Genomic DNA, 25420 nt, shown 5'->3' with positions numbered 1-25420 from the left:
TGTTTTTAAACTAATTTTTCGAGTATAATAAATCTATTCGAGGAAAGAGTAAGCAGAACAATAGACTTTTTTTTCTATAGGCTGTAAAGTAAGCTTACTTGATTTTTATAATGGAGGAATGTACATATGTATGATGTTATCGTGATTGGTGCTGGACCTGCTGGAATGACTGCTGCGTTATATGCGTCACGTTCAAATCTTTCAGTTGCTATGATTGAACAAGGCGCACCGGGTGGACAAATGAATAACACCGCTGAAGTTGAAAATTACCCTGGATTTGATTCCATTATGGGACCTGACCTTGCATATAAAATGTATGAAGGTGTCACTAAATTTGGAACAGAAAATGTCTATGGAATTGTGCAAGACATCAAAGACCATGGAAATTACAAAGAAGTGATCTGTGAAGATCAATCTTATGAAGCCAAAACAGTGATTATCGCAACGGGTTGTATCCATCGTAAGTTAGGTGTTCCTGGAGAAGAAGAATACGCTGGACGAGGTGTTTCCTATTGTGCAGTATGTGACGGTGCTTTTTTCCGAAACAAACGCTTAGTCGTGATCGGCGGTGGCGATTCTGCGGTAGAAGAAGCCATCTATCTAACACAATTTGCTTCTGAAGTCGTGATCGTTCATCGAAGAGACGAATTACGTGCCCAAAAAATCATCCAAGATCGTGCATTCGCTAACGAAAAGATTTCATTTGTCTGGGACACTGTCACAGATGAAATCGTTGGTAATGATATGGTGGTCACAGGGGTTAAAGCGCATAATGTGAAAACGAATGAAACCGTTGATTTAGCAGCAGATGGCGTGTTTATTTACGTAGGATTAGATCCATTGACTGAACCATTTAAAAAAGCTGGTTTAACCAATGAAGCGGGTTGGATCCCGACTGATCAAGACATGCGTACGACTATGCCTGGCGTGTTCGCTATTGGCGATGTTCGTGAAAAAGATTTACGACAAATCACGACAGCAGTCGGCGATGGAGGCATCGCTGGTCAACAAGTCTATAAATATTTAGAAGCATTAGAAGAAGCAACACAAGCGTAAAGTGATCAAAAGAGGTGAAGAGCTTCTTGAATACTATCCATTTTTATACTACTAAAAAGCTGAGGACAAACGTTGTCCTCAGCTTTTTTGTGGACAGAATTTGTTCATGGAAAAGAGGAGTTGTTTTTAGATACGATCGCTTGTTACTGGCACTTCAATCATTAAGAGAGAACTATTTTTTTTGAGAACAGGATTTTTTGCCCTCCGAGTGAATTTAACACGTGATACAATGAACAGGCATTTTGATGGAAATAGGGAAAGGAGAAGGACAAGGAAAAAAGAGTACTCGGTGATGCAATAACTATGGGAACAGAGGCTACTCGTAAACTACATAAAAAGCTAGCCACTTCCAGTCAAAGAAAAGAGACACATATTCAAACGATAGAAATGGCTCGTTGTTCCCCGAACTGACTTTCCAGAAAATGACTATTGTTGTCAGAAATAAATGAAAAGGAGAGGGAAATATGACAAAAGAAACTATTTTAATTTATGGATTAGCTAATGCACGAGTGGCGTATGCGAGAAGTCAAGGTTACTCTGCAGTTGATCTAGATGAGGCAATAGAGCTAGCGGAAGAAAAACTGGGAAATTTAGAACAAGCAAAAGAGGAAGCAAAAAAAAATCATGTTCCCATTTTTATTGATGAATACAATAACGAAATTAGGGATATATTAGACAGAGAAAATACTAGATTAAAGGCGAAAGAGGATAGTATCTGTTGTTCTGAAGAAACTTTTTCAAAGTTTTCCAAAGAATGGTTTAATTATGTGGATGAAAGCAAGAAACACTGGCCATTATGGGAAAATTATTTTCGTGGCACTCAAATGAATCAGAAAAATGAATTAAAAACTATCTATCAAGATGTCCTTAAGAATAAAGCTCGTCGTGAACATTTTTTGCACGTGGATAGAGGCTGTAAAATTGGTTTGGATATAGTGATGGAAAAGCAAGATATGGAACTTTATTTTTGCTTAGATGGAATAGATATTAAGCTTGTTCTAGCCGAAGATTATCTAGCCAAATGTAATTTTGAAGATGAGGGAAGAAAGTCTACAACCTCTGGCGAACTACGTTATGTTTACCGCAATTGGGAGAAATTACGCGGAAAAGTTACTTTTATTTCTCAAGGAGAAAAAGTAAAAGCCCCTTGGGAACAGGAACCAGAAGTTTGGCAAGCATACCAGCCGAAAAGTTGGAATAATCTTGGAACTTTGCAAAAGAAAGAAGGACAAACAAATAAAAAAAGAACATTATTGGATATTTTAAAAAATACAAAATGTCAATCAGATGATCACAACGATTTATTGCAATGTCAAAAGAAAGATGCTGTTTTAATGTTATAAGGATAATCATGATTTTTGTGTAAGAAAAGAAGTCCCCATCTGCGCTTATTTTTCCTTCTGACTTTTCTATCTAAAAAGAGAATGCTATACTGAAAGAGGTAGATATTTTAGAAAGAGGTGTTCGCTTCATGTCTTGGGAACAAGTATACCAACAATGGGCCAATGAAGAAAATTTAGAAGAAAATTTAAAAAAACAATTAACTGATCTTAGTCAGGATTCTGAAAAGCTGGAAGATGCTTTTTATGCTCCTTTAGAATTTGGAACAGCAGGAATGCGGGGGATTTTAGGTCCTGGGATCAATCGAATGAATATTTATACGGTCAGACAAGCAACAGAAGGGCTGGCACGTTTTATGGATACACAAGGAGAAGAAACAAAACGTCGCGGTGTAGCGATTGCTTATGATTCACGTCATCAATCGCCTGAATTTGCGATGGAAGCAGCGAAGACTTTGGCACAACACGATATTCCTTCTTTTGTCTTTGAGAGTCTACGTCCAACACCTGAACTTTCTTTCGCTGTTCGTCATTTGAATACGTTTGCGGGAATCATGGTGACAGCTTCTCATAACCCAGCAGCTTACAATGGCTATAAAGTTTATGGAGAAGATGGCGGACAAATGCCACCCGCTGATGCGGATGCATTGACAAAATATGTACGTGAAGTAAGTAATCCTTTAAAAGTCGCTGTTTTAGCTGATGACGAAGTAGAAACTAGTGGATTGATTACGATCATTGGTGAAGAAGTCGATAAAGCATATTTGGAAGAAATCAAAGCAGTCACGATTGATCAAGAATTAGTCCAAACAATGGGGAAAGACTTAAAATTGGTGTTTACACCCCTTCATGGTACAGGAAAAATGCTAGGAGAAAGAGCATTACAACAAGCTGGTTTCGAACAATTTATGCTTGTACCTGAACAAGCTGTAGCTGATCCTGACTTTACAACGGTTCAATCACCAAATCCTGAAGAACATTCAGCATTTGAGTATGCGATTCGTTTAGGTGAAAAAGAAGGCGCTGATTTATTGATTGCGACTGATCCTGATGCGGATCGCTTAGGAGCAGCAGTTCGCCAACCTGATGGCTCTTATAAAGTTTTGACCGGTAATCAAATCGGTGCGTTAATGATTCAATATATTTTAGAAGCACATCAATCACGAGGGACTTTACCTGAAAATGCAGCCGTACTTAAGTCAATCGTATCAAGTGAACTTCCTGCAGCCATCGCTGAAAGCTATGGTGCTACGATGATCAATGTCTTAACAGGCTTTAAATTTATTGCAGAAAAAATCCATCAATTTGAAAAAGATCATTCTCATACATTTATGTTTGGTTTTGAAGAAAGCTATGGTTACTTGGTCAAACCATTTGTACGTGATAAAGATGCAATCCAAGCACTCTTATTGTTAGCCGAAGTGGCTGCTTTTTATAAAAAACAAGGGAAGACACTTTATGACGGCTTACAAATGATTTTTGAAAAATATGGTTATTTTGCTGAAAAAACAATCTCAGTCACGATGAGTGGTCAAGAAGGTTCAGCCAAAATCGCTGCTTTGATGAAGAAATTCCGTGACCATGCCCCATCAGAATTTGCTGGAGCAAAAGTTCTTCAAACAGAAGATTTCAAAGAATTAACGAAAACAGATTCAGCTGGACGAGTGGAAAAATTAACGACACCTCCATCTGACGTATTAAAATATGTATTAGAAGAACATGGTTGGGTAGCGATCCGTCCTTCAGGAACAGAGCCAAAAATCAAATTCTATATCGGTGTAAAAGGCAATTCCGCACAAGAGGCACAAGAAAAGATCGATACCTATGAAGCAATCATCAAATCAATGACAGAAGAATAAAATAATTGAGACTGATGGAAAAAGTGGTAAACTTTAGAAGTCAGTCTTTTTTTATGGAGGTGAATCGGTTGACAGACACACCAAAAAGCGAAATAGAAAAAGTGAGTCAATTATTTAAAGTCTTAAGTGATCCTACCCGATTGAAAATATTGATGTATTTAAAAGATGGAGAACAAAATGTGACGGCCATCAGCCAAGCAGTGGAAATGGAACAATCCGCTGTTTCCCACCAACTACGTTTATTAAGGGAGAACCATGTGGTTAAATCGCATCGTGAAGGCAAAGCAATATTGTATAGTTTAGATGATTTTCACGTGTTGGATATCTTGGAACAAACCTTGAAACATGTGGAACATCAGTAAAATAAGAATGAGGCATTTCTAAGGGAATGTGAATAGATTATACTGAATAAAAAAGCCAGCAGACACGTGTCTGCTGGCTTTTTTTTCAACTAGTTATGCGTTTGGTTCTGGTTGTTTGTTATAGCTGCTTACGGGATACAATTATTTGCTCTTTATTTTTCTCCTGAAGTATCCGTGCCATAATAACTGTGGTCCTCTAAATCTAAGGCATTTAGGATCAACGAAGCCGTTTCTTCAATTGAGAGAGAAGCAACATTGATCACAACGCAACCTAATTTTTCATACAAATCATTAGCAAAATCTAATTCTGCTCGTATTTTTTCGATATCAGAATAAGCCGTATCAGGATTTAATCCATAGGAACGCATCCGTTCTTTTCGAATATTATTTAAAATATCGGGATTATTGGTTAAACCAACAATTTTTTTAGGATCGATCTCCCAAAGTTGTTTTGGGATATGGGCTTGAGGAATGAGTGGGAGATTCGCCACTTTTAAGTTTTTATTCGCTAAAAAAAGACTTAACGGTGTCTTTGACGTTCTGGAAACTCCTAGCAACACCACGTCTGCTTCTAAGAAACCTCTTGGATCTTTCCCATCATCGTATTTTACAGCAAATTCCATTGCCTTGATTCGTTTAAAATAATTTTCATTCAATAAATGTAGGGCTCCAGGTTGACGAGTGGGTTGAATTCCTGTTAATCGTTGGATTTCTTCGATCGGTGGGGTCATCACGTCAAAACTAAATAAGTTGTTTTCTTCGCAAAAACTTCGGGTATAATCAATCAGCTCTTGGTTGATCAAGGTATGAAGTACTAACGCTTTTTCTGCTAACGCATCTTGTAAGGCTTGTTCGAGGGTGTCTTGGTCAGTGACAAACGTTCGACGAAATAAATTAAATTCAACTGTAGGATATTGTGCCATGGTTGCCTGTGCGAGTTTTGTTGCTGTTTCACCAGCTGAATCAGAAATGACAAAAAAAGTAACGATCTCAGTAGAATCAAAAGCCATAAATAAAAAACCTCACTTGCATTTTTTTTATCTTTAGTATACCATACTGTGGAATATGTACTTCGTAATCATTTTGATTTGGAGGGAAAGACTTGAAAAACCAAACATTAATCGAACAATCGTTAGAAATTTTGAAAAATAACGGATTTAAATACACGAAAAAGCGAGAAGCATTATTGACTTATTTGGTCAAAAGAAATCGTTATGTGTCAGCAAAAGAAGTATTTGATTTTATGAATGAGGAATTTAAAGGAGTGAGTTATGATACGATTTATCGTAATCTTCATGATTTCTCTGAGTTAGACTTATTAGAAGAAACCGATTTGAATGGCGAAATGAAGTTTCGTTTTCATTGTTGCCAGGGAGAGATCGGTCACCATCATCATTTTATTTGTACCGTTTGTGGGATGACAAAAGAAATCCATATGTGTCCAATGGACTATTTTGAAAATCAATTATCAGGTTGTACGATCGAAGGGCATCGGTTTGAAATTTTCGGTCGATGTGAAAACTGTCAGTAGTTGTTTTATAATAAAATAACATATCATTATTTTAAAAAATCCAAAGATTCCCTTGACGGTCAAATCAGCATTAGATATAATGTTTTATAGAACAGTCTTGTTTTTTGGATTATAATTTCAATAACAATTACGGTTACTTTTTAAGCTCGGAGGGAGGGAATTAACATGTCAAAAACAGTCATTCGTAAAAACGAATCAATTGACGATGCTCTTCGTCGCTTCAAACGTTCCGTGTCAAAAGCGGGTACTTTACAAGAATCTCGTAAACGTGAATTCTACGAAAAACCAAGCGTAAAACGTAAGAAAAAATCTGAAGCAGCTAGAAAAGCAGCGAAAAAACGCAAAAAAACGCAAAAAAACTAGTTCCTTTATGAATTGGAGTTGGTAGTGTGTCACTACTAAGTAGATTGAACGATGACATGAAAACAGCGATGAAAGCAAAAGATAAAGAATCTTTACAAGTCATACGTATGATTAAGTCATCCATTCAAAACGAGCAAATCAAAGAAGGTCACGACTTGACTGAAGATGAAGAATTAACAGTGTTGTCTCGTGAAATGAAACAACGGCGTGATTCTTTACATGAGTTCGAAGAAGCTGGACGTGACGATTTAGCTGAAAAAGTGAAAAGTGAAATAGTAATTGTTGAAAAATACATGCCAGAACAACTTTCTGAGGATGATATTCGTCAACTTGTTCAAGAAGCGATTACACAAACTGGAGCTTCTTCTGTCAAAGAATTTGGCAAAGTCATGGGTGCGATCATGCCGAAAGTCAAAGGAAAAGCAGATGGGAACCAAGTGAATGCGATTGTGAAAGAGCTATTACAATCTTAAACTTATCATTTAAAGAGTTTGGGACAACCGCCCTCTCTTAAAAAGAAAATAAGCCTGATTTTGATCCACAACGTCAAAATCAGACTTATTTTTTTAGATTTTTTTTCATGCATGTCCCAATTTCCTCAAGGTGAGCGCCAAGGCAACATCAATCGGTACACCTTGTTCCCCATGCAATCATACATATCCTTCTTTTATCTCTCTTCCTCACTCGATAGATCTAGGCTTGGTTAGATTGGTTCTTTGCCTTATCTATTAAGTAAAAGCTGTTTATTGATAGGCAGGAATCTCTCAATCATGGAATAACATAAAGTAAATCATGGAAGTTCAGCAAAGTAATTTTAGGTTAAAATGAATGAAACGAATAAGGAGTGAGACAACCTTTTTTATTTGCTATATAGTTTTTTATGAATATGGTAAAATAGGAAGGAATGAATTGAAGTAAAGGAGATGTCTATTTTTGACAGAAGCATCCAGTTCTTTAGAAATTAGATTAACAGCTGCTGACGATATCAGTATGTTGTTAGGCTCGCATGACAAACATGTAAAATTAATTGAAGAAATGACTGAAACAACGATTCATACGAGAGGCGAAATGATCCAGATTATTGGAGAAGAGCCGGGGCTTTCGTTAGCACAATCGGTGATACGTACCTTACAAGAATTGATCAAGCGGGGGATACATGTCAGTACACCTGATGTTGTTACTGCCTTAAAAATGGGGCAAAAAGGGACATTGGATTACTTCATTGAAATGTATGAAGAAGAAATCGTCAAAGACCGCAATGGTAAACCGATTCGAGTGAAAAATAGTGGACAAAAACAATATGTCGAGGCCGTTGCTAAACATGACATCGTATTTGGTGTCGGTCCTGCTGGAACAGGTAAAACATTTCTAGCTGTCGTTTTAGCAATTGCTGCGTTGAAAAAAGGCGAAGTCCAAAAAATCATTTTGACTCGTCCAGCGGTGGAAGCAGGAGAAAATCTTGGTTTCTTACCGGGTGATCTGAAAGAAAAGGTTGATCCTTATTTACGTCCAGTGTATGATGCACTGTATCAAATATTTGGTTTAGATCATACCAATCGTTTGATGGAGCGTGGGATCATCGAAATTGCGCCATTAGCTTATATGCGTGGGCGAACACTTGACGATGCTTTTGTAATACTAGATGAAGCTCAAAATACAACAGTGGCACAGATGAAAATGTTCTTGACTCGTTTGGGGTATCAATCAAAAATGATCGTAAACGGCGATACAAGTCAGATTGACTTACCTAAAGGGACGATGAGTGGTTTGATCCATGCAGAACGTACATTGAAACAAATCAAAAAAATTGCTTTTGTCAATTTTGAAGCAAGTGACGTCGTTCGTCATCCTGTTGTAGCCGAAATCATCAAAGCTTATGAAAAGGCAGATCTTCATCAAGAGTAAGGCTTAGGGGGATAAGCGAATGTTGAATAAAATACTCCAACAACTGCAAGCAAAATTAGGAAAGGCGGCAATGCCTTTCTTATTGCTTTTGTTTTTTGTGATCGTTTGTGGCGTCACGTTTAGTAGCGTCAAGCAAAAAGCCAATGACTTCAGAGAAGGACAAGTGGCAGAAGAAAGTATCCGTGCGAATAAAACGATTGAGAATACAGAAGAAACCGAACAAAAAAGAAAATTAGCAGCGGAAGCTGTTACGCCAGAATATACGTATCAACAAGATTTAGCTAGTGAACAAAGTAGTCGCATCAAGCAGCTTTTTGAATTGATCAATAAAACAAATGATTCGATCAATAAAGCGTATAAAGAAAAAGTAGATAAAGCAAAAGAAGATGAAAATGTTCCTAAGCCAACTATCGACGAACGAATTGCAGCTTTAAAGAAGAGTTTTGAAAATGCCAATGCTGAAAACGTGGCATTTTATCAAAAATTACCGACTAATTTTTACACAAAAATCTTTAGTATGTCAGATAGTCAAATTGCGACAGTCCGAGATGAAAGTCTTCGATTGATCAATGAACAAATGAAAAAACAAGTTCGAGAAAGTGATTTAGAAACCTTCAAGCAACAGGCAGAAGAACAGATCCAATATTTGAACGTGACACCTGACCAACAACAAACGATCCATTATCTTGTCGATCAAGGAATCGTCGTAAATGATGTCTTAAATGAAAAGAAAACAGAGGAATTGAAACAATCAGCAAGGAGTGCGGTTCAACCGGTCATGATCTATCAAGGCGAAATCATTGTTCGTGAAGGAAATCAAATCGATGCAGATGCAATGAAAAAGCTTGAATTATTAGGATTGACCAGTCAAACAACGTCAATTTTTCCTTTAGTAGCAATGATCTTAGCAGTCTTATTGCAAATTGCTGTTTTAGTTTACAACTCAATGCAGTACCATGAAGCCGGAAAACGAACAGAGTATGTTCTCTTTTATGTTACGGCTATGTCCATCAGTGTGTTATTAATGAAATTTTTCCAACTATTCCAAACGGAACAAGCAGCTTTTATCCCGCTGTTTTATCCTGCAGCTTTTGTTCCTTTAGTTTTAAATTTCTTTTTGAACCGGAGGGCAGGAATCATGGCTGCCTTGTTCCAAGCCGTATCTGCATTGTTTATTTTTTATGGCTCGATTGGGACCAACTTTTTGACCGTTATCTTGATGGCTTATCTTTTTTCAGGTTTATTAGCGACGGTTTTAAAACGCCAACGAGTGTCAGAACAATGGTTTTCAGCTATGATGTGGGTCATTATTTTTCCGTTGATGATGGATGTTGTGTTGATCGTTTATCAAGGTATGAGCTTTAGTAATGGAACAACTTGGTTAACACTGATTTGTGGCTTTATGGGGGCTTTGCTGTCGTATCTGTTAACGATGGGATTACATCCGTATATCGAATTGATGGTTAACGATGATAGTGTGATCGTCTTGAATGAGTTAAGTAATCCTAACCATCCATTGTTAAAACAGCTATTGGAAGAAGCACCAGGAACTTATCATCACAGTATGATGGTCGCCAATTTAAGTGCGAACGCAGTGGCTGAGATCAATGGGCGGTCATTATTGACGCGTGTAGCTTGTTACTACCACGATATTGGTAAAATCAAACATGCTAGCTTTTTTGTAGAAAACTTGCCTTCTGGTGCTGAAAATCCACATAATTTCTTATTACCGGAAGATAGTAAACAGATCATTTTTGGTCATGTGACCGATGGAGCGAAAATTTTAGAGGAATATGGCATGCCGCAAATGGTAATCGATATTTGCCGACAGCATCATGGAACAACATTGATGAAGTATTTCTATATCAAGGCAAAAGAAAGAAATCCTGAAGTCACCGAAGAACAATTTCGTTATCCTGGTCCCAAACCACAGACCCGAGAAGCCGGCATCGTGAATATTGCAGATAGTTGTGAAGCGGCAGTACGGGCAATGGATCATCCAACAGGTGAAAAAATCGAAAAATTTGTCCATAATTTGATTGAAGAACGAATCTCTGATGGTCAACTTGATGATAGTGGTTTAACATTAAAAGAAATTCGCAAAGTGGAAAAATCTTTGATCAGTGGGTTAAGTAGTACCTTCCATTCACGGATCAAATATCCTAAAATGAAATCGGAAGCGGAAACGATGAAAGTAGAAAAAGAAAATGGCTAAAATAAAAAATATCAGCAATAAGTAAGAAAGAAGCGATAAATATGGACATCACATTTATGGATGAAACACAGAAAGTTTCAACAGAAAAAATCAAAGAGATCGAGGATCTTCTGCAATTTGCAGCGGCTCATTTGAAATTATCCGAGGAAACAGAAATGTCTGTTACTTTTATGGACAATGCAGCAATCCAAGAAATCAACCGTGTCTACCGTGGCAAAGATGCCCCAACAGATGTGATTAGTTTTGCATTAGAAGACGAAGGGGAAGACGAAATTCCCGTGATTTTTGAAGAAGTCGATAATCCTTTACCACGAGTATTAGGAGATATCATGATCTCAATTGAGCGTGCCCAGGAACAAGCGGAAGAATATGGTCATTCGTATGATCGAGAGTTGGGATTTTTGGCAGTGCATGGCTTTTTGCACATCAATGGTTATGATCACATGACACCCGAAGATGAAGCAGAGATGTTTGGTTTACAGAAAGAGATTTTAGATGCTTATGGACTTAAAAGATAAAGAGTGCGAGAAAAAGGTTGAGAAAAATAAGCACTTCGCTATGTCAGTAGAATTTGCTCTTCAAGGGGTTAAAACAGTCTTTGATGAGGAACGTAATATGAAAAAACATGTAGGTTTTGGGTTGCTGGCGTTTTTTATGGGAGTTGTATTTCAACTGAATCAAATAGAATGGCTGTGGTTAGTTTTAGCAGTTTTTCTGGTGTGGATCGTTGAGATTTTAAATACTGTTTTTGAGAATGTGGTGGATATGTTTACCGATTTTCATTTCCATCCAATTGGGAAAAAAATCAAAGATATGGCGGCAGGAGCAGTGTTAGTCACCGCTTGTTTTGCAGTGATCGTCGGTCTCATTTTATTTGTACCTAAAATCTATCAAATGTTTTTTAATTAAAAGGAGAATAATATGTTAGAACATAAATCAGGTTTTGTCGCTATTGTGGGACGACCAAATGTTGGCAAATCAACATTATTAAATCGAATCGTTGGGCAAAAAATTGCTATCATGAGTGACAAGGCACAAACGACCAGAAATAAGATCCAAGGCGTTTATACGACACCAGAAGCACAGTTGATTTTTATCGACACTCCGGGAATCCATAAACCAAAACATCGTTTGGGTGATTTTATGGTGGAATCAGCCTACAGTGCACTAAGAGAAGTGGATGCTGTCTTATTTATGATCAGTGCGGATCAAAAACGTGGACGTGGGGATGATTTTATTATTGAACGATTAAAAAATGTTCAATCACCTGTTTATTTGATTATCAATAAAATCGATAAAGTTCATCCAGATGAATTATTAGGAATCATCGAAGATTATTCGGCACAAATGCCTTTTGCACAAGTTGTACCGATTTCGGCTACAGAAGGGAACAATGTGGACCGTCTAATGGAAGTGTTGATCGCTGAGATGCCAGAAGGTCCTCAATACTTCCCGGATGATCAAGTAACGGATCATCCAGAATACTTTATCGTTTCGGAATTGATTCGTGAGAAAGTCCTGTTTTTGACTAGAGATGAAGTCCCACATTCAGTGGCTGTTGTTGTTGACTCAATGAAACGCAATGAAAATGATAAAATCCAAATTCAAGCAACCATTATCGTTGAACGTGATAGTCAAAAAGGGATTATCATCGGTAAAGGTGGTAAAATGCTAAAAGAAATTGGGACGAAAGCAAGAAAAGATATTGAGAATTTGCTTGGTGACAAAGTATTTCTAGAACTATGGGTTAAAGTTCAAAAAGATTGGCGCGATAAAAGAGTTTATTTACAAGATTTTGGTTACCGCAAAGAGGAATATTAACTTTAAGTAGATAAAAATGAGTTGAACGTGATTATTCGATAGACGAAACCGCGTGTAAAAGTCAGAAGACAAGAAAATGAGTAGAATAAGTGGGAAAGGAAAATGATTCAGTGAATGATTTTTCTTTTCCTTATTCTTTTTCTAAAAGGGGGGCGAAAAAAATGAGCCAGCTAGCCGAATCAAAAGGGATCATATTGTCCAGTCGAAATTATAAAGAAAAAGACAAATTAGTGAAAATTTTTACTGAGTCTGCGGGGAAACTGATGTTTTATGTCAAAGGAATTCACCGGCAAAACCAACCATTAGCCCCTGCACTACTCCCTTTTACTGAAGGAATCTACATTGGTACGTTTAAAAGTGAAGGACTTTCGTTTATAACCAGCGTAAAAGATGTTCACTCCTTTAGAAAAATTCAAGAAGACATTTTTTTAAGTGGTTACGGCACGTATTTGTTAAACTTAGTGGATGCAGCGATCGAAGACCATCAATATGATCCCCATCTTTTTCAATTTACACAAGCAGCATTGCAACGGATGGATCAGGGGGACGATGCGGAAATCATCACCAACATCTTTGAGGTACAATTATTGCAACGCTTTGGGATTGCACCGATTTGGACACATTGTGTGGTGTGTGGCAAAACACAAGGTAAATTTGATTATTCTTCCAAATATGGAGGCGTGCTATGCGAAGAACATTGGTCAATGGATCACCGTCGTTATCATGCAGATCCAAGAGCTGTTTATTTCGTGCGTATGTTCTCTGCTATTTCTTATGATAAGATCACAGGGATCAATTTAAAAGACGAAACTAAAGCAACGATCAGGCAACTGATTGACCAGTTATACGAAGAATACGTAGGGATTCATCTAAAAAGTAAAAAGTTCATTGATCAAATGAAATCATGGGAACATGTCCTAAAAAAGCCTGATCCGGAAGGAGAAAGTGCTTCTGAAAACCAAAAAAATGAGTAGAATGTTCAATCAACATTCAAAACTATTTGACAAAAGCCTAACTATACGTCTATTATGGAACCTAGATAAATGAGAGTTTTGTACAAAAACTTGATTGGCTAAATAAAAGAATAAAGTACGTTGAACAAGATCAGTAAAAAATACGTAGCAAAAGCGAGTTCGGGAGGGTGTGAGCCGAATGCTGTCGGTTTTTGAAGAGGCACTTGGGAGTACTGACAATGAAGCTGCCGAAATTTTCGGAAGTAGGGTGGAACCGCGAAGTTATTCGTCCCTATGTTTGTTTAGACAAGCATAGGGACTTTTTGTTGTTTCAAATTCTCAGCAAACTATTTAGAAGTGGAAGGAGTCATTTTAAATGAGCAAAAAATTATCTGTACAAGACATGATCTTGACGTTACAAAAATTTTGGTCATCAAATGGGTGCATGTTGATGCAAGCCTATGATACAGAAAAGGGGGCAGGTACAATGAGCCCATATACCTTTTTACGAGCAATTGGACCAGAGCCTTGGAATGCAGCATACGTAGAGCCTTCTCGTCGCCCAGCCGATGGTCGTTATGGGGAAAATCCGAACCGTCTGTATCAACATCATCAGTTCCAAGTAGTGATGAAACCATCACCTGAAAATATCCAAGAACTTTATTTAGAAAGTTTACGTTTATTGGGGATCGATCCTTTGGAACACGACATTCGGTTTGTCGAAGATAACTGGGAAAACCCTTCGATGGGCTGTGCCGGTGTTGGTTGGGAAGTTTGGCTCGATGGAATGGAAATTACACAATTCACGTATTTCCAACAAGTCGGCGGTCTGCCATGTAAACCAGTGACATCTGAAATTACTTATGGTTTGGAGCGCTTGGCATCCTACATCCAAGAAGTAGAAAGTGTCTATGATCTTGAATGGTCAGATGGCGTAAAATATGGGGAGATTTTCAAACAGCCTGAATACGAACACTCCAAATATTCATTTGAAGTCAGTGATCAAGAACTATTATTAAGTAATTTTGATCGTTTTGAAAAAGAAGCTAAACGATGCATTGATGAAAATTTAGTTCATCCTGCCTATGATTACATTTTAAAATGCAGCCATACATTCAATCTATTAGATGCTCGTGGGGCAGTTTCTGTCACAGAACGTGCTGGTTATCTGTCACGTATCAGAAATATGGCAAAATCTGTTGCAAAGATTTTTGTGGCAGAGCGTGAAAAATTAGGATTTCCTTTATTGAATAAAAACACAGCAAATCCAGAAACGGTTAAGGAGGCTGAATAACATGGCAAAAGAGTTACTTTTAGAAATCGGGTTGGAAGAAATGCCTGCCCATGTAGTTACACCAAGCATGAAACAACTGGAACAAAAAACAGCAAAGTTTTTAGATGAACACCAATTGTCTTATGATACAATCGAAACTTTTTCAACGCCAAGACGTTTAGCGATCAAAGTAACCAATATCCCAGAACGTCAAGCAGATAGCGAAGAAGAATTAAAGGGTCCGGCTAAAAAAATCGCATTGGATTCAGATGGAAATTGGACGAAAGCCGCAGAAGGGTTTGTACGTGGTCAAGGTTTGACGACTGACGATATTACCTTTAAAGAGCTGAAGGGTGTAGAGTATGTGTACGTAACCAAATATACACATGGACAACCAGCGAAAGAAGTATTGACTGGACTTGCAGATGTCATCAAAAGTTTGACATTTCCTGTTACGATGCATTGGGCAAATTTTGACTTTGAATATATTCGTCCTATTCATTGGATTGTTGCTTTACTAGATGATGAAGTGATTCCTTTCGAGATTTTAGATGTTACAACAGATCGCACATCACGTGGTCATCGTTTCTTAGGAGAAACAGTTCGTTTCGCTCATGCCAATGAGTATGAAGAAAAATTACAAGAACAATTCGTGATAGCTGCGCCACATAAAAGAAAAGAAATGATTGTCCAACAAGCAACAGAATTAGCAGAGAAAAACCATTGGACGATCGATTTAGACGAAAAGTTATTAGAAGAAGTGAATAATTTAGTCGAATATCCAACAGTTTTTGCTGGCGATTTTGAAGAAAAATATCTGTCTGTCCCTGAAGAAGTATTGGTTACTTCAATGAAGGAACACCAACGTTATTTTGAAGTAAGAAATGACCAAGGATTACTCTTGCCACATTTTATTTCTGCTCGAAATGGGGATCGTGTCAAACTAGAAAACGTGATCCGTGGAAATCAAAAAGTATTGACTGCTCGTTTAGAAGATGCAGAGTTTTTCTACAATGAAGATAAAAAGATTCCAATCGAGACTTTTGTTGATAAATTAAAATCAGTGACTTTCCATGAAAAAATTGGTAGCATCTACGAAAAAATGCAACGAGTACAAGTTATTGCTCGTATTTTAGGTAAATCTGTCGGCTTATCACCAGAAGAGTTAACGGATTTACAACGTGCTGCTGAAATCTATAAATTTGATTTAGTGACCAACATGGTAGGTGAGTTTCCAGAGCTTCAAGGGATCATGGGTGAAAAATATGCGCGATTACACGGCGAAACATCAGCTGTAGCAACAGCTATCAAGGAACACTATCTACCAATTTCAAGTGAAGGTGACTTACCAGAAACCAAAATTGGTGCAGTATTAGCGATTGCAGACAAATTAGATAGTATCTTCTCTTTCTTTACAGTTGGAATGATCCCAAGTGGGTCAAATGATCCGTATGCTCTTCGTCGTCAAGCGTATGGGATTGTCCGCATCATTGAAGCAAAAAATTGGGCATTTCCATTGGTTCGTTTACAACGTGAAATCGACCAGGCAATCAATGAAGATCAAGAACGTTTTGGCATCCAGTTATCGGATGGACAACAGGCAGTCATTGATTTTATCAAAGGACGTTTCCGTCAGTTACTAACTACAAAACAAATCCGACACGATGTGATTGATGCAGTTTTAAATGCAAAACAAAGCGATTTGACAAAAGTTTTTACAGCAGCTCAACTGTTTAAAGAACGTTTAGATGAGGAAGAGTTTAAGCCATCGATGGAAGCATTGACCCGAGTGGTTAATTTAGCGAAGAAAGCGCAAGAAACAACGACAACAGAGATTAATCCTGCGTTATTTGAAAATGAAGCTGAAACAGCACTTTATCAAGCGGTAGCAGAAATGAAAAAACAATTTGGTACACAAACGCTGAAAGAAGATTATGATCAACTTGTTGCTTTACGTCCATTGATCGAAACGTATTTTGACCAAACCATGGTCATGGTAGACGATCCTGCTGTCCGTAACAATCGTTTGGCACAGCTGAAACAAATTGCTGAAATGGCACTATCAATAGCAAGCTTAGAACAGATTATCACTAAATAAATCAGGTAGCCCTTTGCCAACTTGATTTGAAACAAGCGTTATGACAAGTCTAGCTCTGAGATATAAGCCGAAGCATCCGAAAATAGTTTCTTCTATTTTTAAATGCTTCGGCTTATTTTTTGACTGATTACCGAAGTGCAGATCTTTGAACGCCGTCGATAAGATGGTGAAAGTACCAGAGTGGATGCTTTCATAGCAATTACTCATCTTAGTGTAAAAAGTAAGCTTAAGGTCTTAATACCTCAGACTCTTTTTATGTAGTGTATATCGGTTTTATTCATGCTATCTAGCAATAAGCGACTTTTCTTTCACGAATCAGAACAATATGACATTTTTTGGTAAAAAGAGAACAATCGGTCAGTGCTATTGAGTGAAATGCATAGTTTTTGTTATTTTTAAATCATCCTTTATTTAAAAATGAAAGTTAGGTATAATTAATATAGAAAAATTGTTATTCATAACAAGAAAAGCTTGTTATGAATGGGATAATAGTAAATAGGGTCTCAGGTAGAAAATCTTTACTTGTCTAATAGAATTAGTAAATTTACCGTGATTTGGAAGCGATTAGATAAAGTAACGATTTATTTTTTTGGGAATAAAAAGTTTTTAAAACTATTGGATCCAGTATCTTACTCTAGATGATAATAATTATCATCTGAATGATAAACTAAAAATTTTTTTAGAAATCGATGTCATTTTATTATCTAAGTATGTTCATAGGATGGAAGTCTCACGAAGCTTCACTGAAATGAGTATATTTTATGAGAACAAGTAACATCAGCAGGATGTCATGTGTTAAAAGAAAAATGAATCTAGGAAAGTAACAGGAAAGTGGAGAGAAATGGAAGAGACAATTAGTATAAAAGAAATCATCGGAGTATTTCGTAAGCGTTTGTTGACCTTATTTATTTCAACGTTAGTTGGTTTGGCGTTAGCAAGTTTCGTTACATTCTTTATTCTAACACCCAAGTTTAGTTCACAAGCCCAATTGATTGTCACGTTGCCTCAGTCAAATATTACGAATGTCAATGATGTGAATACGAATTTACAAATGATTAACACCTACAAAGATATGATCATTAGTGACTTAGTTTTAAGTGAAGTGAAAGATCAATTAGAAACGCAAGATCAGCTAGCAATGACGGTTGGAGAAATCAAACAAGCAATCACAGTGAATCAATCCGAAAATTCACAAATGTTTTCTATCCAAGCGATTAGTTCGATTCCAGATAATGCTCAGAAAATTGCGAATACCACAGCTGAGGTGTTTCAAACGAAAGCAAAAGATGTGATGAATGTCGATAAAATATCGATCATTTCTGAAGCGGTTGCGGACGGAACATCGGTGTCACCAAATAAAAAAATAAATATTGCCCTTGGCCTTATTTTAGGTTTGATGATTGGCATGGGGATAGCTCTGTTATTGGAATTGTTCGACCAGACTGTGAAAGATGAAAAATATCTTTCGGAGGTCATAGGGTTTCCAATTTTAGGAACGGTACCAGAAATGACTGCCAAAGATTTCAATAGAAATGACAAAAACAACAACGCACCGGTGACAATAAACGATGAAACTGGTGAACAAGCGAGAGCTTCTCGTAGAGCTCGTTCAAGAGTGTAGGAGGGAAAACATGCGACGTGTCATAAAACAAAAAGAAACACTACTTCAACCGATTCGTTTGATTACTTTAACTAATCCTTCATCAGCAGCGGCCGAGCACTACCGAACGATTCGAACCAATATCCAATTTGTTTCAATCAATGATCAACAAGTCAAAACGATCGTGGTCACGTCATCTGGACCAGGTGAAGGGAAATCGACAACGGCTGCAAATCTGGCTGTTGTCTTTGCAAAAGCTGGGCAGAAAGTATTATTAGTTGATGCTGACATGCGAAAACCAGTTATTTACAAAGCATTTCAAGTAAATAATCACTATGGGTTAAGTAATTTACTCAGCTCAACTGAAACGATCAGTAAAGGGATCCAAAAAACGGCAATCAAGGAATTATCGGTATTACCAAGTGGACCGATTCCTCCTAATCCATCAGAGCTGTTAAGCTCGAAAAGAATGGATCAACTAATGGTAGAAGCAAGTCAGCTCTATGATATCGTGATGTTTGATTTGCCGCCGATTGTAACCGTGACAGATGCTCAAATCTTGTCATCAAAGGCAGATGGTACGCTTCTGGTAGTACGTGAAAAGACTTCACGAAAAGAAGCAGTTGTGAAAGCCAAAAAATTATTAGAGATGGCTCAGGCAAATGTACTGGGGATTGTCTATAACGGAGTCGAACAAAGCAAAGATACAAGTTATTATTATGAATGATAAAGAGGAGGTAAAGGGAATGATCGATTTACATTGTCATCTATTACCAGCAGTTGACGATGGTGCGCAAAACCTGGAAGAAAGCCTGGCAATGGCTGAAAAAGCGGTTGAGCAAGGGATTACTCATATTTTATGTACACCGCACCATAACAACGGCAAGTATTGTAATCAAAAGAAAAAAGTCATTCCCCTAGTCGCCACTTTACAAAAAGAGCTGGATAAAAGAAATTTACCGTTGGTGTTATTAGAAGGTCAAGAAGTTCGTATTACTGGAGAATTGCTCGAAGCGCTTCACCGAGATGAACTTCTTTTTACAGATTTAAATGATACTTATCTGTTGATTGAATTTCCTACATTAGAAGTACCGTTATATGCAAAGAACCTTTTTTTTGAACTGTTGAAACTAGGAAAAATACCAGTAATCGTGCATCCTGAGCGTAATACTTATTTTGCAAAAGATCCGAATCGTTTGTTGCCTTATCTAGAAATGGGGTGTTTGACACAGTTGACAGCACCCAGTTATCTGGGGCGCTTTGGCAAAGAAATCCAAAAAACAGCAAAAAAAATGGTCAAGTATAATCTTGTACAAATGATTGCTTCGGATGCTCACGGTGTTGAGCGACGTTCTTTTTGTTTAAAAGAATGTTATGAACAAATCGCTAAAGACTTCAATAACGAAAAAGTTGAGCAAATGAAACAAGTCGCCAAAGATTTAATCAATGGGGAGCAGATTCATTATCCAACTTATCAAGCGATAAAAAAGAAGAAGTTTGGGTTATTTTAGGGGGAGTAAAGGTGTTTGAAGTCACAAGAAAAAGAAAGATTGCTATTTTGATAGGAGTTGATAGCTTATTGTTGTTTTTGGCAAACATTGCTACAATTAGATTCATGAAGCCATTCGCAGAAGTATCAACGGATTTTATGTTCATCTCTACAGGCGTTTCAATAGGTTTCTATTTGTTTTATGGGAGTTTATTTAAAGTCTTTACAAGGATCAATCGTTATATGAATTTAGAAGAAATCAGGGCGATTTTTGTTTCTTTGTCGATCACTATGATTTCAAATCTTTTTGTCTTGTTTTTTATCAATCATCAGTATATGTTACGTCTAACGATCTTTACCTATATTTTGTCTTTGCTTTTAATCATGGGAAGCCGTCTGGAGTGGCGTCTTTACATTGAGAAAAAGCAGACAAAGCTACAACCTAGAGCCACTGCCAAGAAGACGATCATCGTAGGCGCTGGTGAAGGCGGTAGAATTTTGGCAAATATCTTACTTGGATCAAAAACAGCAAGTGACACCTATGTCATTGGTTTTGTTGATGATGATCCTAATAAGCAAAATACATATCTTTCAGGAAAAAAAGTGATCGGTATGATCAAAGACCTCCCTGCACTAATCAAGAAACATGATGTACAAATCGTTACCATCGCCATTCCTTCCTTATCCAAAACAAAAATCAGGAATATCTTTCAAATGGTAGAATCCTTGCATGTCAAAGTAAACACGATGCCTTCAATGGAAGAAATCGCTTCTGGAAAAGTCAGTGTCACAAAATTAAAAAAAATTGACGTAGTTGATTTACTAGAAAGAGATGAAGTTGAATTGGACATTGAATCGATCAAAGGTCATTTGACAGGGAAAACCATTCTTGTGACTGGTGCGGGTGGCTCGATCGGCTCAGAGATTTGTCGGCAGATTATCCAGTTTTCCCCAGCACAATTATTACTAGTAGGACATGGGGAAAATTCGATTTATTTGATCGATCGGGAACTCCGCATGAATCAGCAAAATCAGCAGACAAAAATCGTCCCGCTCATTGCAGATATTCAAGATCGTGACAAAATCAATGAGATCATGCAAAACTATCGCCCAGATATCGTTTATCATGCTGCAGCACATAAGCATGTTCCTCTCATGGAAGTAAATCCCAAAGAAGCAGTAAAAAATAATATTCTTGGAACGAAAAATGTTGCGGAAGCAGCCAAACAAGCGAAAGTCAAAAATTTTGTGATGGTCTCAACAGATAAAGCGAATCATCCACCTAATGTGATGGGAGCGACAAAGCGGATTGCAGAAATGATTGTAACAGGATTGAACGAAAAAAATGGAACAACATTTTCCGCTGTTCGCTTTGGAAATGTATTAGGTTCACGAGGAAGTGTGATTCCTGTCTTTCGTGAACAAATTGCGCAAGGTGGACCAGTCACGATTACTGATTTTCGGATGACACGTTACTTTATGACAATTCCTGAAGCAAGTCGATTGGTCATTCAATCAGGAGTCTTGGCTAAAGGTGGAGAGATTTTTATTTTAGATATGGGTGAACCAGTCAAAATCGTCAACCTTGCCAAAAATATGATTCGCCTGAGTGGCTATCGTGAAGACGAAATTGAGATTCTTGAAACGGGTATCCGTCCTGGGGAAAAACTATATGAAGAACTGCTGTTGGATAAAGAGAGAAACGATGAAGCTGTCTATGAAAAAATTTTTGTCGGAAACATTAAAGGTTATTCAAATCAAAAAGTGATGGATTTTATCCGTCATTTGCCAAAAGATGAGAAACAATTAGCAAGAGAAGTGATTCGTTTTGCCAATGCTTCTAATCAATAGAAACTAGCTGTTTTAAGCTGAACGTACTATTAGTAAAGTAGTAAAATCATTGCTTTATGTGCTGGATTATACGATTCCTGCGATCAAAAATTGCATAGGGATACGTTATTCAAATCGCATGTAAAAAAACGTTTGACCATCAAAAAAAGAAACGAGAGGAGAAAGCGAGTGGATGCAATAATAGTAGGAGCAGGTGGGTTTGGTAAAGAAATTGCTTTTTTGCTCCAACAACAAAATGAGTATCAGTGGGTCGGTTTTGTCGATGATCGTAAAAGTGAGCAAAGCGATGTTCTAGGAAAACCTGTGATTGGCAAAATTGCTGACTTGCTTCAAGTCAAAACACCAATGGCAGTTTTTCTTGGGATTGCGGCTCCGACGGTCAAAGAAAACATCTATGAACAGTTACGACAAAACCCTCACTTGCATTTTCCAAATTTGTTTGCCCCTAGCGCATTGATTGGCTTAAATGTTCAACTGGGCATTGGGAACATATTGATGCCTTACACGACCTATACTGCAGATATTTCAATCGGTGACTTCAATATGATCAATATTGGTTCAACAATCGGTCATGACTCCATTATAGGTAGTTACAATGCCATTTTTCCTCATGTCAATATTTCGGGAGCAGTCACTTTAGGAGATAAAAATGAACTGGGTGTCGGTACAAAGATTATTCAAGAACGTTCGATTGGTGATGGCAACATTATTGGGGCTGGCAGTGTTGTCATCAGAGATATCCCTCATCATTCAAAATGGGTGGGGGTACCAGCAAAGATAATTGAAAGGTGGAGTTGATGTGAGAAAAAAGCGAATATTATTAGCTTCGCCCCATATGAGTGAAGCAGGCTATGAACAAGCGTTTGTCAAAGAAGCCTTTGATACGAACTGGATTGCCCCTTTAGGTACCAATGTCGATGGTTTTGAGCAAGAACTGGCAGATCATGTGGGAGCCAAGCATGTTGCTGCGCTTTCTTCAGGTACGGCAGCGATTCATTTAGCATTAAAGGCAGCAGGTGTCACGAAAGGAGATCAAGTGATTTGTCAATCCTTGACTTTTGCAGCTACGGTCAACCCGATTCTTTATCAAGGAGCCGTCCCAATCTTTGTGGATAGTGATGCCGAAACTTGGAATATGAGTCCTGTTCATTTACGCGCAGCTTTAGAAAAATATCCAAAAGCGAAAGCGGTGATCGTCGTTCATTTATATGGATTAGCTGCAAACTTAGCTGAAATCATGCAGATCTGTCAAGAATATCAAGTGACGTTGATTGAAGATGCTGCCGAATCATTAGGAACGACTTACCAAGGTAAATATACAGGAACGTTTGGAGACTATGGGATTTATTCCTTCAATGGAAATAAGATCATCACAACTTCAGGTGGGGGAGCATTAATCTCTGACGATCAATCAAAAATCGAAAAAGTCAAATTTTGGGCCACTCAATCTCGTGAAAATGAACGTTATTATCAACATTTAGAAATCGGTTACAACTATCGTATGAGCAATATATTAGCAGGAATCGGGCGTGGACAATTAAAAGTATTAAATGAAAGAATCCAAAAGAAGCGTGCCATCTATCAATTTTATCAAGAAGAATTGTCCGAGTTTCCTAATATACAATTTATGCCGGAAAATTCTTGGAACGAACCTAACTATTGGTTGAGTGTCATTCGTTTAGAAGGAATAGATCCATCTTATTTGATTGAAGAATTGGAAAAAGAACAGATCGAAGCACGACCTGTCTGGAAACCGATGCACTTACAGCCTGTTTTTGACTCTTTTGATTTTATTGGCGGCGAAGTTGCAGAATCGCTTTTTTCTTCTGGAGTTTGTCTTTCCTCAGATACTAAAATGACGGATGAAGAGTTAAATAGAGTCGTTGCAACGATCAAGCGAGTGATGCGTTATGAGTAAACCAACCTTTTATCGACTTTTTGGAAAGCGTGCGTTCGATCTTTTTTTCTCAGGTCTTTTATTGCTTTTGCTTGCACCACTGATGCTCATACTTGCAGGGTGTGTGCGATTAAAATTAGGTTCACCGGTTATTTTTAAGCAAACAAGACCAGGGAAGAATGAACGATTATTTTTTATGTACAAGTTTCGCACGATGACAGACGAGAAAGATCAACATGGCGCGTATCTTCCAGATGAAGTTCGTCTAACAAAATTCGGCAAACTACTTAGAGCAACTAGTCTTGACGAGCTGCCAGAGCTTTGGAATATCTTTAAAGGCGAAATGTCTTTTGTTGGTCCTCGTCCATTATTGGTAGAATATTTGACACTTTATAATGAAGAGCAACGAAAACGCCACAACATTCGCCCAGGTTTGACCGGATTGGCCCAAGTCAGTGGTAGAAATGCGATCAGTTGGGAAGAAAAGTTTACGTATGATTGTTTGTACGTTGAAAGTTATTCGTTTGGCAAAGATGTTTGGATCTTGTTACAAACAGTTCTTAAGGTGTTCAAACAAGAAGGGATTAGCTCAAATTTTGGACCAACAAGTGAAAAATTTGAAGGGAATGAACCATACTGAAAATTTTATATGTGACGACGATCTCCAATACACTCAATGCTTTTTTAATCCCGCATATTGATCAACTAATCAAAAATGGACATGAAGTGAGTGTGGCATGTGCGCTTGAACAACCGTTGGCATCTTATTTTTCTGATAAAAAAATACCTGTGTTTCAAATACCATTCAATAGGAATCCATTAGCTAAAAGCAATCTTTTAGCCTATAAGAAAATCAAACAGCTGATCAAAGAAGAGAATATCGATATCGTACATACGCATACGCCAGTTGCTTCGATGGTGACAAGACTTGCTTGTAAGCGGATCAATATTCCTATCTACTATACGGCACACGGGTTTCACTTTTATCAAGGAGCCCCAATGCTTAATTGGTTCGTCTATTACCCAGTTGAAAAATACTTATCTCGTTATACAAGTAAGCTTATTACCATTAATCAGGAAGATTATTTGCTTGCTTCACAAAAATTTAAAGCAACACAAACTCATTTGATTCAGGGAGTTGGAATCCAAGTCGAAAAGTTCGAGAAAACCTTGGTTGATAAACGGCTAAAAAGTAAGGTACTTTCACTAGCTCAGCCAACAACCAAAGTACTCCTTTCAGTCGGTGAATTGAATAAAAACAAAAACCACGAACTGGTGATTCATGCACTCGCTTCATTTAAAGACCAAGATTTCCACTATTTTATTTGTGGAACGGGGCCTTTGAAACAAACGCTGGAACAAAAAATTAAATTTTTAGGTTTGGAAAAGAAAGTCAGTTTACTCGGATATCGTAAGGATATTATTGAGATCATGAAAATGAGTGATCTATTTCTCTTTCCTTCTTTAAGAGAAGGATTGCCCGTATCGATCATGGAGGCTATGAGCGTTGGTTTACCGGTAGTCGCTTCAAATATACGAGGCAATAAAGATCTGATCTATGATGAGAACACAGGAAAATTGTTTGATGTCAAAGAGTCAGAAGAACTAGTAAATATTCTTCAAGATTTTTTTTCTGGAACGTTACCTGTTACAAAATATTCCGAGAACGCTGCTGCTCATATCCAACAATTCAGCGAAAATGTAATCATCAATCAAGTAGCAGGACTTTATGAAACTTTATAACTAAAGGAATTTCACAAAATAAAAAAAGCACTTAAACAAGGAAAATGAGGTGAAAAGCTCTTAA

At 37.6% G+C, this 25420-nt stretch carries 24 protein-coding genes; 23 read left to right on the top strand and 1 reads right to left on the bottom strand.

What is annotated here, in order from left to right; genetic code table 11:
• The first annotated feature begins 126 nt into the window (after positions 1 to 126).
• From trxB to AB5M32_RS04505, 4 genes are all read left to right on the top strand, one after another.
• The gene (gene trxB / locus AB5M32_RS04520) at positions 127 to 1056 is read left to right on the top strand and encodes a thioredoxin-disulfide reductase (RefSeq protein WP_178285836.1); all 930 of its coding nucleotides are present in this window, start codon (positions 127 to 129) and stop codon (positions 1054 to 1056) included.
• Between the two features lie 464 nt (positions 1057 to 1520).
• Positions 1521 to 2399 (top strand): hypothetical protein, encoded by an 879-nt coding sequence (locus tag AB5M32_RS04515; RefSeq protein WP_368024346.1) that lies wholly within the window; start codon positions 1521 to 1523, stop codon positions 2397 to 2399.
• Positions 2400 to 2527: 128 nt separating this feature from the next.
• Entirely contained in the window at positions 2528 to 4255 is a 1728-nt protein-coding gene (locus AB5M32_RS04510) for a phospho-sugar mutase (RefSeq protein ID WP_178285840.1), read from the top strand.
• Positions 4256 to 4269: 14 nt separating this feature from the next.
• A complete protein-coding gene (locus AB5M32_RS04505; protein ID WP_025480128.1) occupies positions 4270 to 4617 on the top strand; it encodes a helix-turn-helix transcriptional regulator in 348 nt (115 codons plus the stop codon).
• A gap of 152 nt (positions 4618 to 4769) precedes the next feature.
• Here the strand turns inward: AB5M32_RS04505 and AB5M32_RS04500 are convergent, their stop codons facing one another.
• Positions 4770 to 5627 carry a pyruvate, water dikinase regulatory protein gene (locus AB5M32_RS04500; RefSeq protein WP_010718532.1) on the bottom strand — a complete coding sequence of 286 codons (858 nt, stop codon included), beginning with the start codon at positions 5625 to 5627 and terminating at the stop codon, positions 4770 to 4772.
• 92 nt (positions 5628 to 5719) lie between these two features.
• On the opposite strand from AB5M32_RS04500, the gene AB5M32_RS04495 reads away from it, so the two are divergent.
• The 19 genes from AB5M32_RS04495 to AB5M32_RS04405 all read left to right on the top strand — a co-directional run bounded on the left by AB5M32_RS04495 (position 5720) and on the right by AB5M32_RS04405 (position 25356).
• Positions 5720 to 6148, top strand: a complete 429-nt coding sequence (locus tag AB5M32_RS04495; protein ID WP_010718531.1) for a Fur family transcriptional regulator — start codon at positions 5720 to 5722, stop codon at positions 6146 to 6148.
• A 165-nt stretch (positions 6149 to 6313) separates the two neighbouring features.
• The gene (gene rpsU / locus AB5M32_RS04490; RefSeq protein WP_010718530.1) at positions 6314 to 6511 is read left to right on the top strand and encodes a 30S ribosomal protein S21; all 198 of its coding nucleotides are present in this window, start codon (positions 6314 to 6316) and stop codon (positions 6509 to 6511) included.
• A gap of 26 nt (positions 6512 to 6537) precedes the next feature.
• Positions 6538 to 6984 carry a GatB/YqeY domain-containing protein gene (locus AB5M32_RS04485; RefSeq protein ID WP_010718529.1) on the top strand — a complete coding sequence of 149 codons (447 nt, stop codon included), beginning with the start codon at positions 6538 to 6540 and terminating at the stop codon, positions 6982 to 6984.
• Positions 6985 to 7444: 460 nt separating this feature from the next.
• Positions 7445 to 8416, top strand: a complete 972-nt coding sequence (locus AB5M32_RS04480; protein WP_010718528.1) for a PhoH family protein — start codon at positions 7445 to 7447, stop codon at positions 8414 to 8416.
• A gap of 19 nt (positions 8417 to 8435) precedes the next feature.
• Entirely contained in the window at positions 8436 to 10631 is a 2196-nt protein-coding gene (locus AB5M32_RS04475; RefSeq protein WP_010718527.1) for an HD family phosphohydrolase, read from the top strand.
• Between the two features lie 41 nt (positions 10632 to 10672).
• Positions 10673 to 11149 (top strand): rRNA maturation RNase YbeY, encoded by a 477-nt coding sequence (ybeY, locus tag AB5M32_RS04470; RefSeq protein ID WP_178285842.1) that lies wholly within the window; start codon positions 10673 to 10675, stop codon positions 11147 to 11149.
• Positions 11133 to 11540, top strand: coding sequence for a diacylglycerol kinase family protein (locus AB5M32_RS04465; RefSeq protein WP_172595700.1), 408 nt, complete (start codon positions 11133 to 11135; stop codon positions 11538 to 11540). The genes ybeY and AB5M32_RS04465 overlap by 17 nt, the downstream gene beginning before the upstream one ends.
• 12 nt (positions 11541 to 11552) lie before the next feature.
• On the top strand, positions 11553 to 12452 hold the full coding sequence (era, locus tag AB5M32_RS04460) for a GTPase Era (protein WP_010718524.1): 900 nt from the start codon (positions 11553 to 11555) through the stop codon (positions 12450 to 12452).
• A 161-nt stretch (positions 12453 to 12613) separates the two neighbouring features.
• Positions 12614 to 13426 carry a DNA repair protein RecO gene (gene recO / locus AB5M32_RS04455; protein ID WP_010718523.1) on the top strand — a complete coding sequence of 271 codons (813 nt, stop codon included), beginning with the start codon at positions 12614 to 12616 and terminating at the stop codon, positions 13424 to 13426.
• 355 nt (positions 13427 to 13781) lie between these two features.
• Positions 13782 to 14699 carry a glycine--tRNA ligase subunit alpha gene (gene glyQ, locus AB5M32_RS04450; RefSeq protein ID WP_010718522.1) on the top strand — a complete coding sequence of 306 codons (918 nt, stop codon included), beginning with the start codon at positions 13782 to 13784 and terminating at the stop codon, positions 14697 to 14699.
• A gap of 1 nt (position 14700) precedes the next feature.
• Positions 14701 to 16776 (top strand): glycine--tRNA ligase subunit beta, encoded by a 2076-nt coding sequence (gene glyS, locus AB5M32_RS04445; RefSeq protein WP_178285844.1) that lies wholly within the window; start codon positions 14701 to 14703, stop codon positions 16774 to 16776.
• Between the two features lie 841 nt (positions 16777 to 17617).
• Positions 17618 to 18397, top strand: a complete 780-nt coding sequence (locus tag AB5M32_RS04440; RefSeq protein ID WP_178285845.1) for a YveK family protein — start codon at positions 17618 to 17620, stop codon at positions 18395 to 18397.
• Positions 18398 to 18407: 10 nt separating this feature from the next.
• Positions 18408 to 19103, top strand: a complete 696-nt coding sequence (locus tag AB5M32_RS04435; protein WP_178285847.1) for a CpsD/CapB family tyrosine-protein kinase — start codon at positions 18408 to 18410, stop codon at positions 19101 to 19103.
• A 19-nt stretch (positions 19104 to 19122) separates the two neighbouring features.
• On the top strand, positions 19123 to 19887 hold the full coding sequence (locus AB5M32_RS04430) for a tyrosine-protein phosphatase (protein WP_010737946.1): 765 nt from the start codon (positions 19123 to 19125) through the stop codon (positions 19885 to 19887).
• 11 nt (positions 19888 to 19898) lie between these two features.
• Positions 19899 to 21716 carry a nucleoside-diphosphate sugar epimerase/dehydratase gene (locus tag AB5M32_RS04425; protein ID WP_010718517.1) on the top strand — a complete coding sequence of 606 codons (1818 nt, stop codon included), beginning with the start codon at positions 19899 to 19901 and terminating at the stop codon, positions 21714 to 21716.
• Positions 21717 to 21884: 168 nt separating this feature from the next.
• Positions 21885 to 22514, top strand: a complete 630-nt coding sequence (locus AB5M32_RS04420; protein WP_178285849.1) for an acetyltransferase — start codon at positions 21885 to 21887, stop codon at positions 22512 to 22514.
• 1 nt (position 22515) lies between these two features.
• Positions 22516 to 23634 (top strand): DegT/DnrJ/EryC1/StrS family aminotransferase, encoded by a 1119-nt coding sequence (locus AB5M32_RS04415; protein ID WP_368024345.1) that lies wholly within the window; start codon positions 22516 to 22518, stop codon positions 23632 to 23634.
• A complete protein-coding gene (locus AB5M32_RS04410; RefSeq protein WP_010718514.1) occupies positions 23627 to 24253 on the top strand; it encodes a sugar transferase in 627 nt (208 codons plus the stop codon). The genes AB5M32_RS04415 and AB5M32_RS04410 overlap by 8 nt, the downstream gene beginning before the upstream one ends.
• Positions 24254 to 24264: 11 nt before the next feature.
• Positions 24265 to 25356 (top strand): glycosyltransferase family 4 protein, encoded by a 1092-nt coding sequence (locus tag AB5M32_RS04405; RefSeq protein WP_178285851.1) that lies wholly within the window; start codon positions 24265 to 24267, stop codon positions 25354 to 25356.
• Positions 25357 to 25420 lie beyond the last annotated feature (64 nt).

It is taken from the genome of Enterococcus sp. C57, assembly GCF_040887305.1.
Taxonomy (GTDB): Bacteria; Bacillota; Bacilli; order Lactobacillales; family Enterococcaceae; genus Enterococcus_B; species Enterococcus_B hirae.
The sequence above is the reverse complement of the archived record's forward strand: the minus strand, read 5'-3'. Positions and strand labels throughout refer to the sequence as shown.

Coding starts and splice junctions, on each gene's coding strand:
- era (WP_010718524.1), top strand. CDS start 11,553: ATGTTAGAACATAAATCAGGTTTTGTCGCTATTGTGGGACGACCAAAT.
- AB5M32_RS04515 (WP_368024346.1), top strand. CDS start 1,521: ATGACAAAAGAAACTATTTTAATTTATGGATTAGCTAATGCACGAGTG.
- AB5M32_RS04500 (WP_010718532.1), bottom strand. CDS start 5,627: ATGGCTTTTGATTCTACTGAGATCGTTACTTTTTTTGTCATTTCTGAT.
- AB5M32_RS04475 (WP_010718527.1), top strand. CDS start 8,436: ATGTTGAATAAAATACTCCAACAACTGCAAGCAAAATTAGGAAAGGCG.
- AB5M32_RS04465 (WP_172595700.1), top strand. CDS start 11,133: ATGGACTTAAAAGATAAAGAGTGCGAGAAAAAGGTTGAGAAAAATAAG.
- glyQ (WP_010718522.1), top strand. CDS start 13,782: ATGAGCAAAAAATTATCTGTACAAGACATGATCTTGACGTTACAAAAA.
- AB5M32_RS04410 (WP_010718514.1), top strand. CDS start 23,627: ATGAGTAAACCAACCTTTTATCGACTTTTTGGAAAGCGTGCGTTCGAT.
- AB5M32_RS04510 (WP_178285840.1), top strand. CDS start 2,528: ATGTCTTGGGAACAAGTATACCAACAATGGGCCAATGAAGAAAATTTA.
- glyS (WP_178285844.1), top strand. CDS start 14,701: ATGGCAAAAGAGTTACTTTTAGAAATCGGGTTGGAAGAAATGCCTGCC.
- rpsU (WP_010718530.1), top strand. CDS start 6,314: ATGTCAAAAACAGTCATTCGTAAAAACGAATCAATTGACGATGCTCTT.
- AB5M32_RS04435 (WP_178285847.1), top strand. CDS start 18,408: ATGCGACGTGTCATAAAACAAAAAGAAACACTACTTCAACCGATTCGT.
- AB5M32_RS04505 (WP_025480128.1), top strand. CDS start 4,270: ATGGAAAAAGTGGTAAACTTTAGAAGTCAGTCTTTTTTTATGGAGGTG.
- recO (WP_010718523.1), top strand. CDS start 12,614: ATGAGCCAGCTAGCCGAATCAAAAGGGATCATATTGTCCAGTCGAAAT.
- AB5M32_RS04430 (WP_010737946.1), top strand. CDS start 19,123: ATGATCGATTTACATTGTCATCTATTACCAGCAGTTGACGATGGTGCG.
- trxB (WP_178285836.1), top strand. CDS start 127: ATGTATGATGTTATCGTGATTGGTGCTGGACCTGCTGGAATGACTGCT.
- ybeY (WP_178285842.1), top strand. CDS start 10,673: ATGGACATCACATTTATGGATGAAACACAGAAAGTTTCAACAGAAAAA.
- AB5M32_RS04440 (WP_178285845.1), top strand. CDS start 17,618: ATGGAAGAGACAATTAGTATAAAAGAAATCATCGGAGTATTTCGTAAG.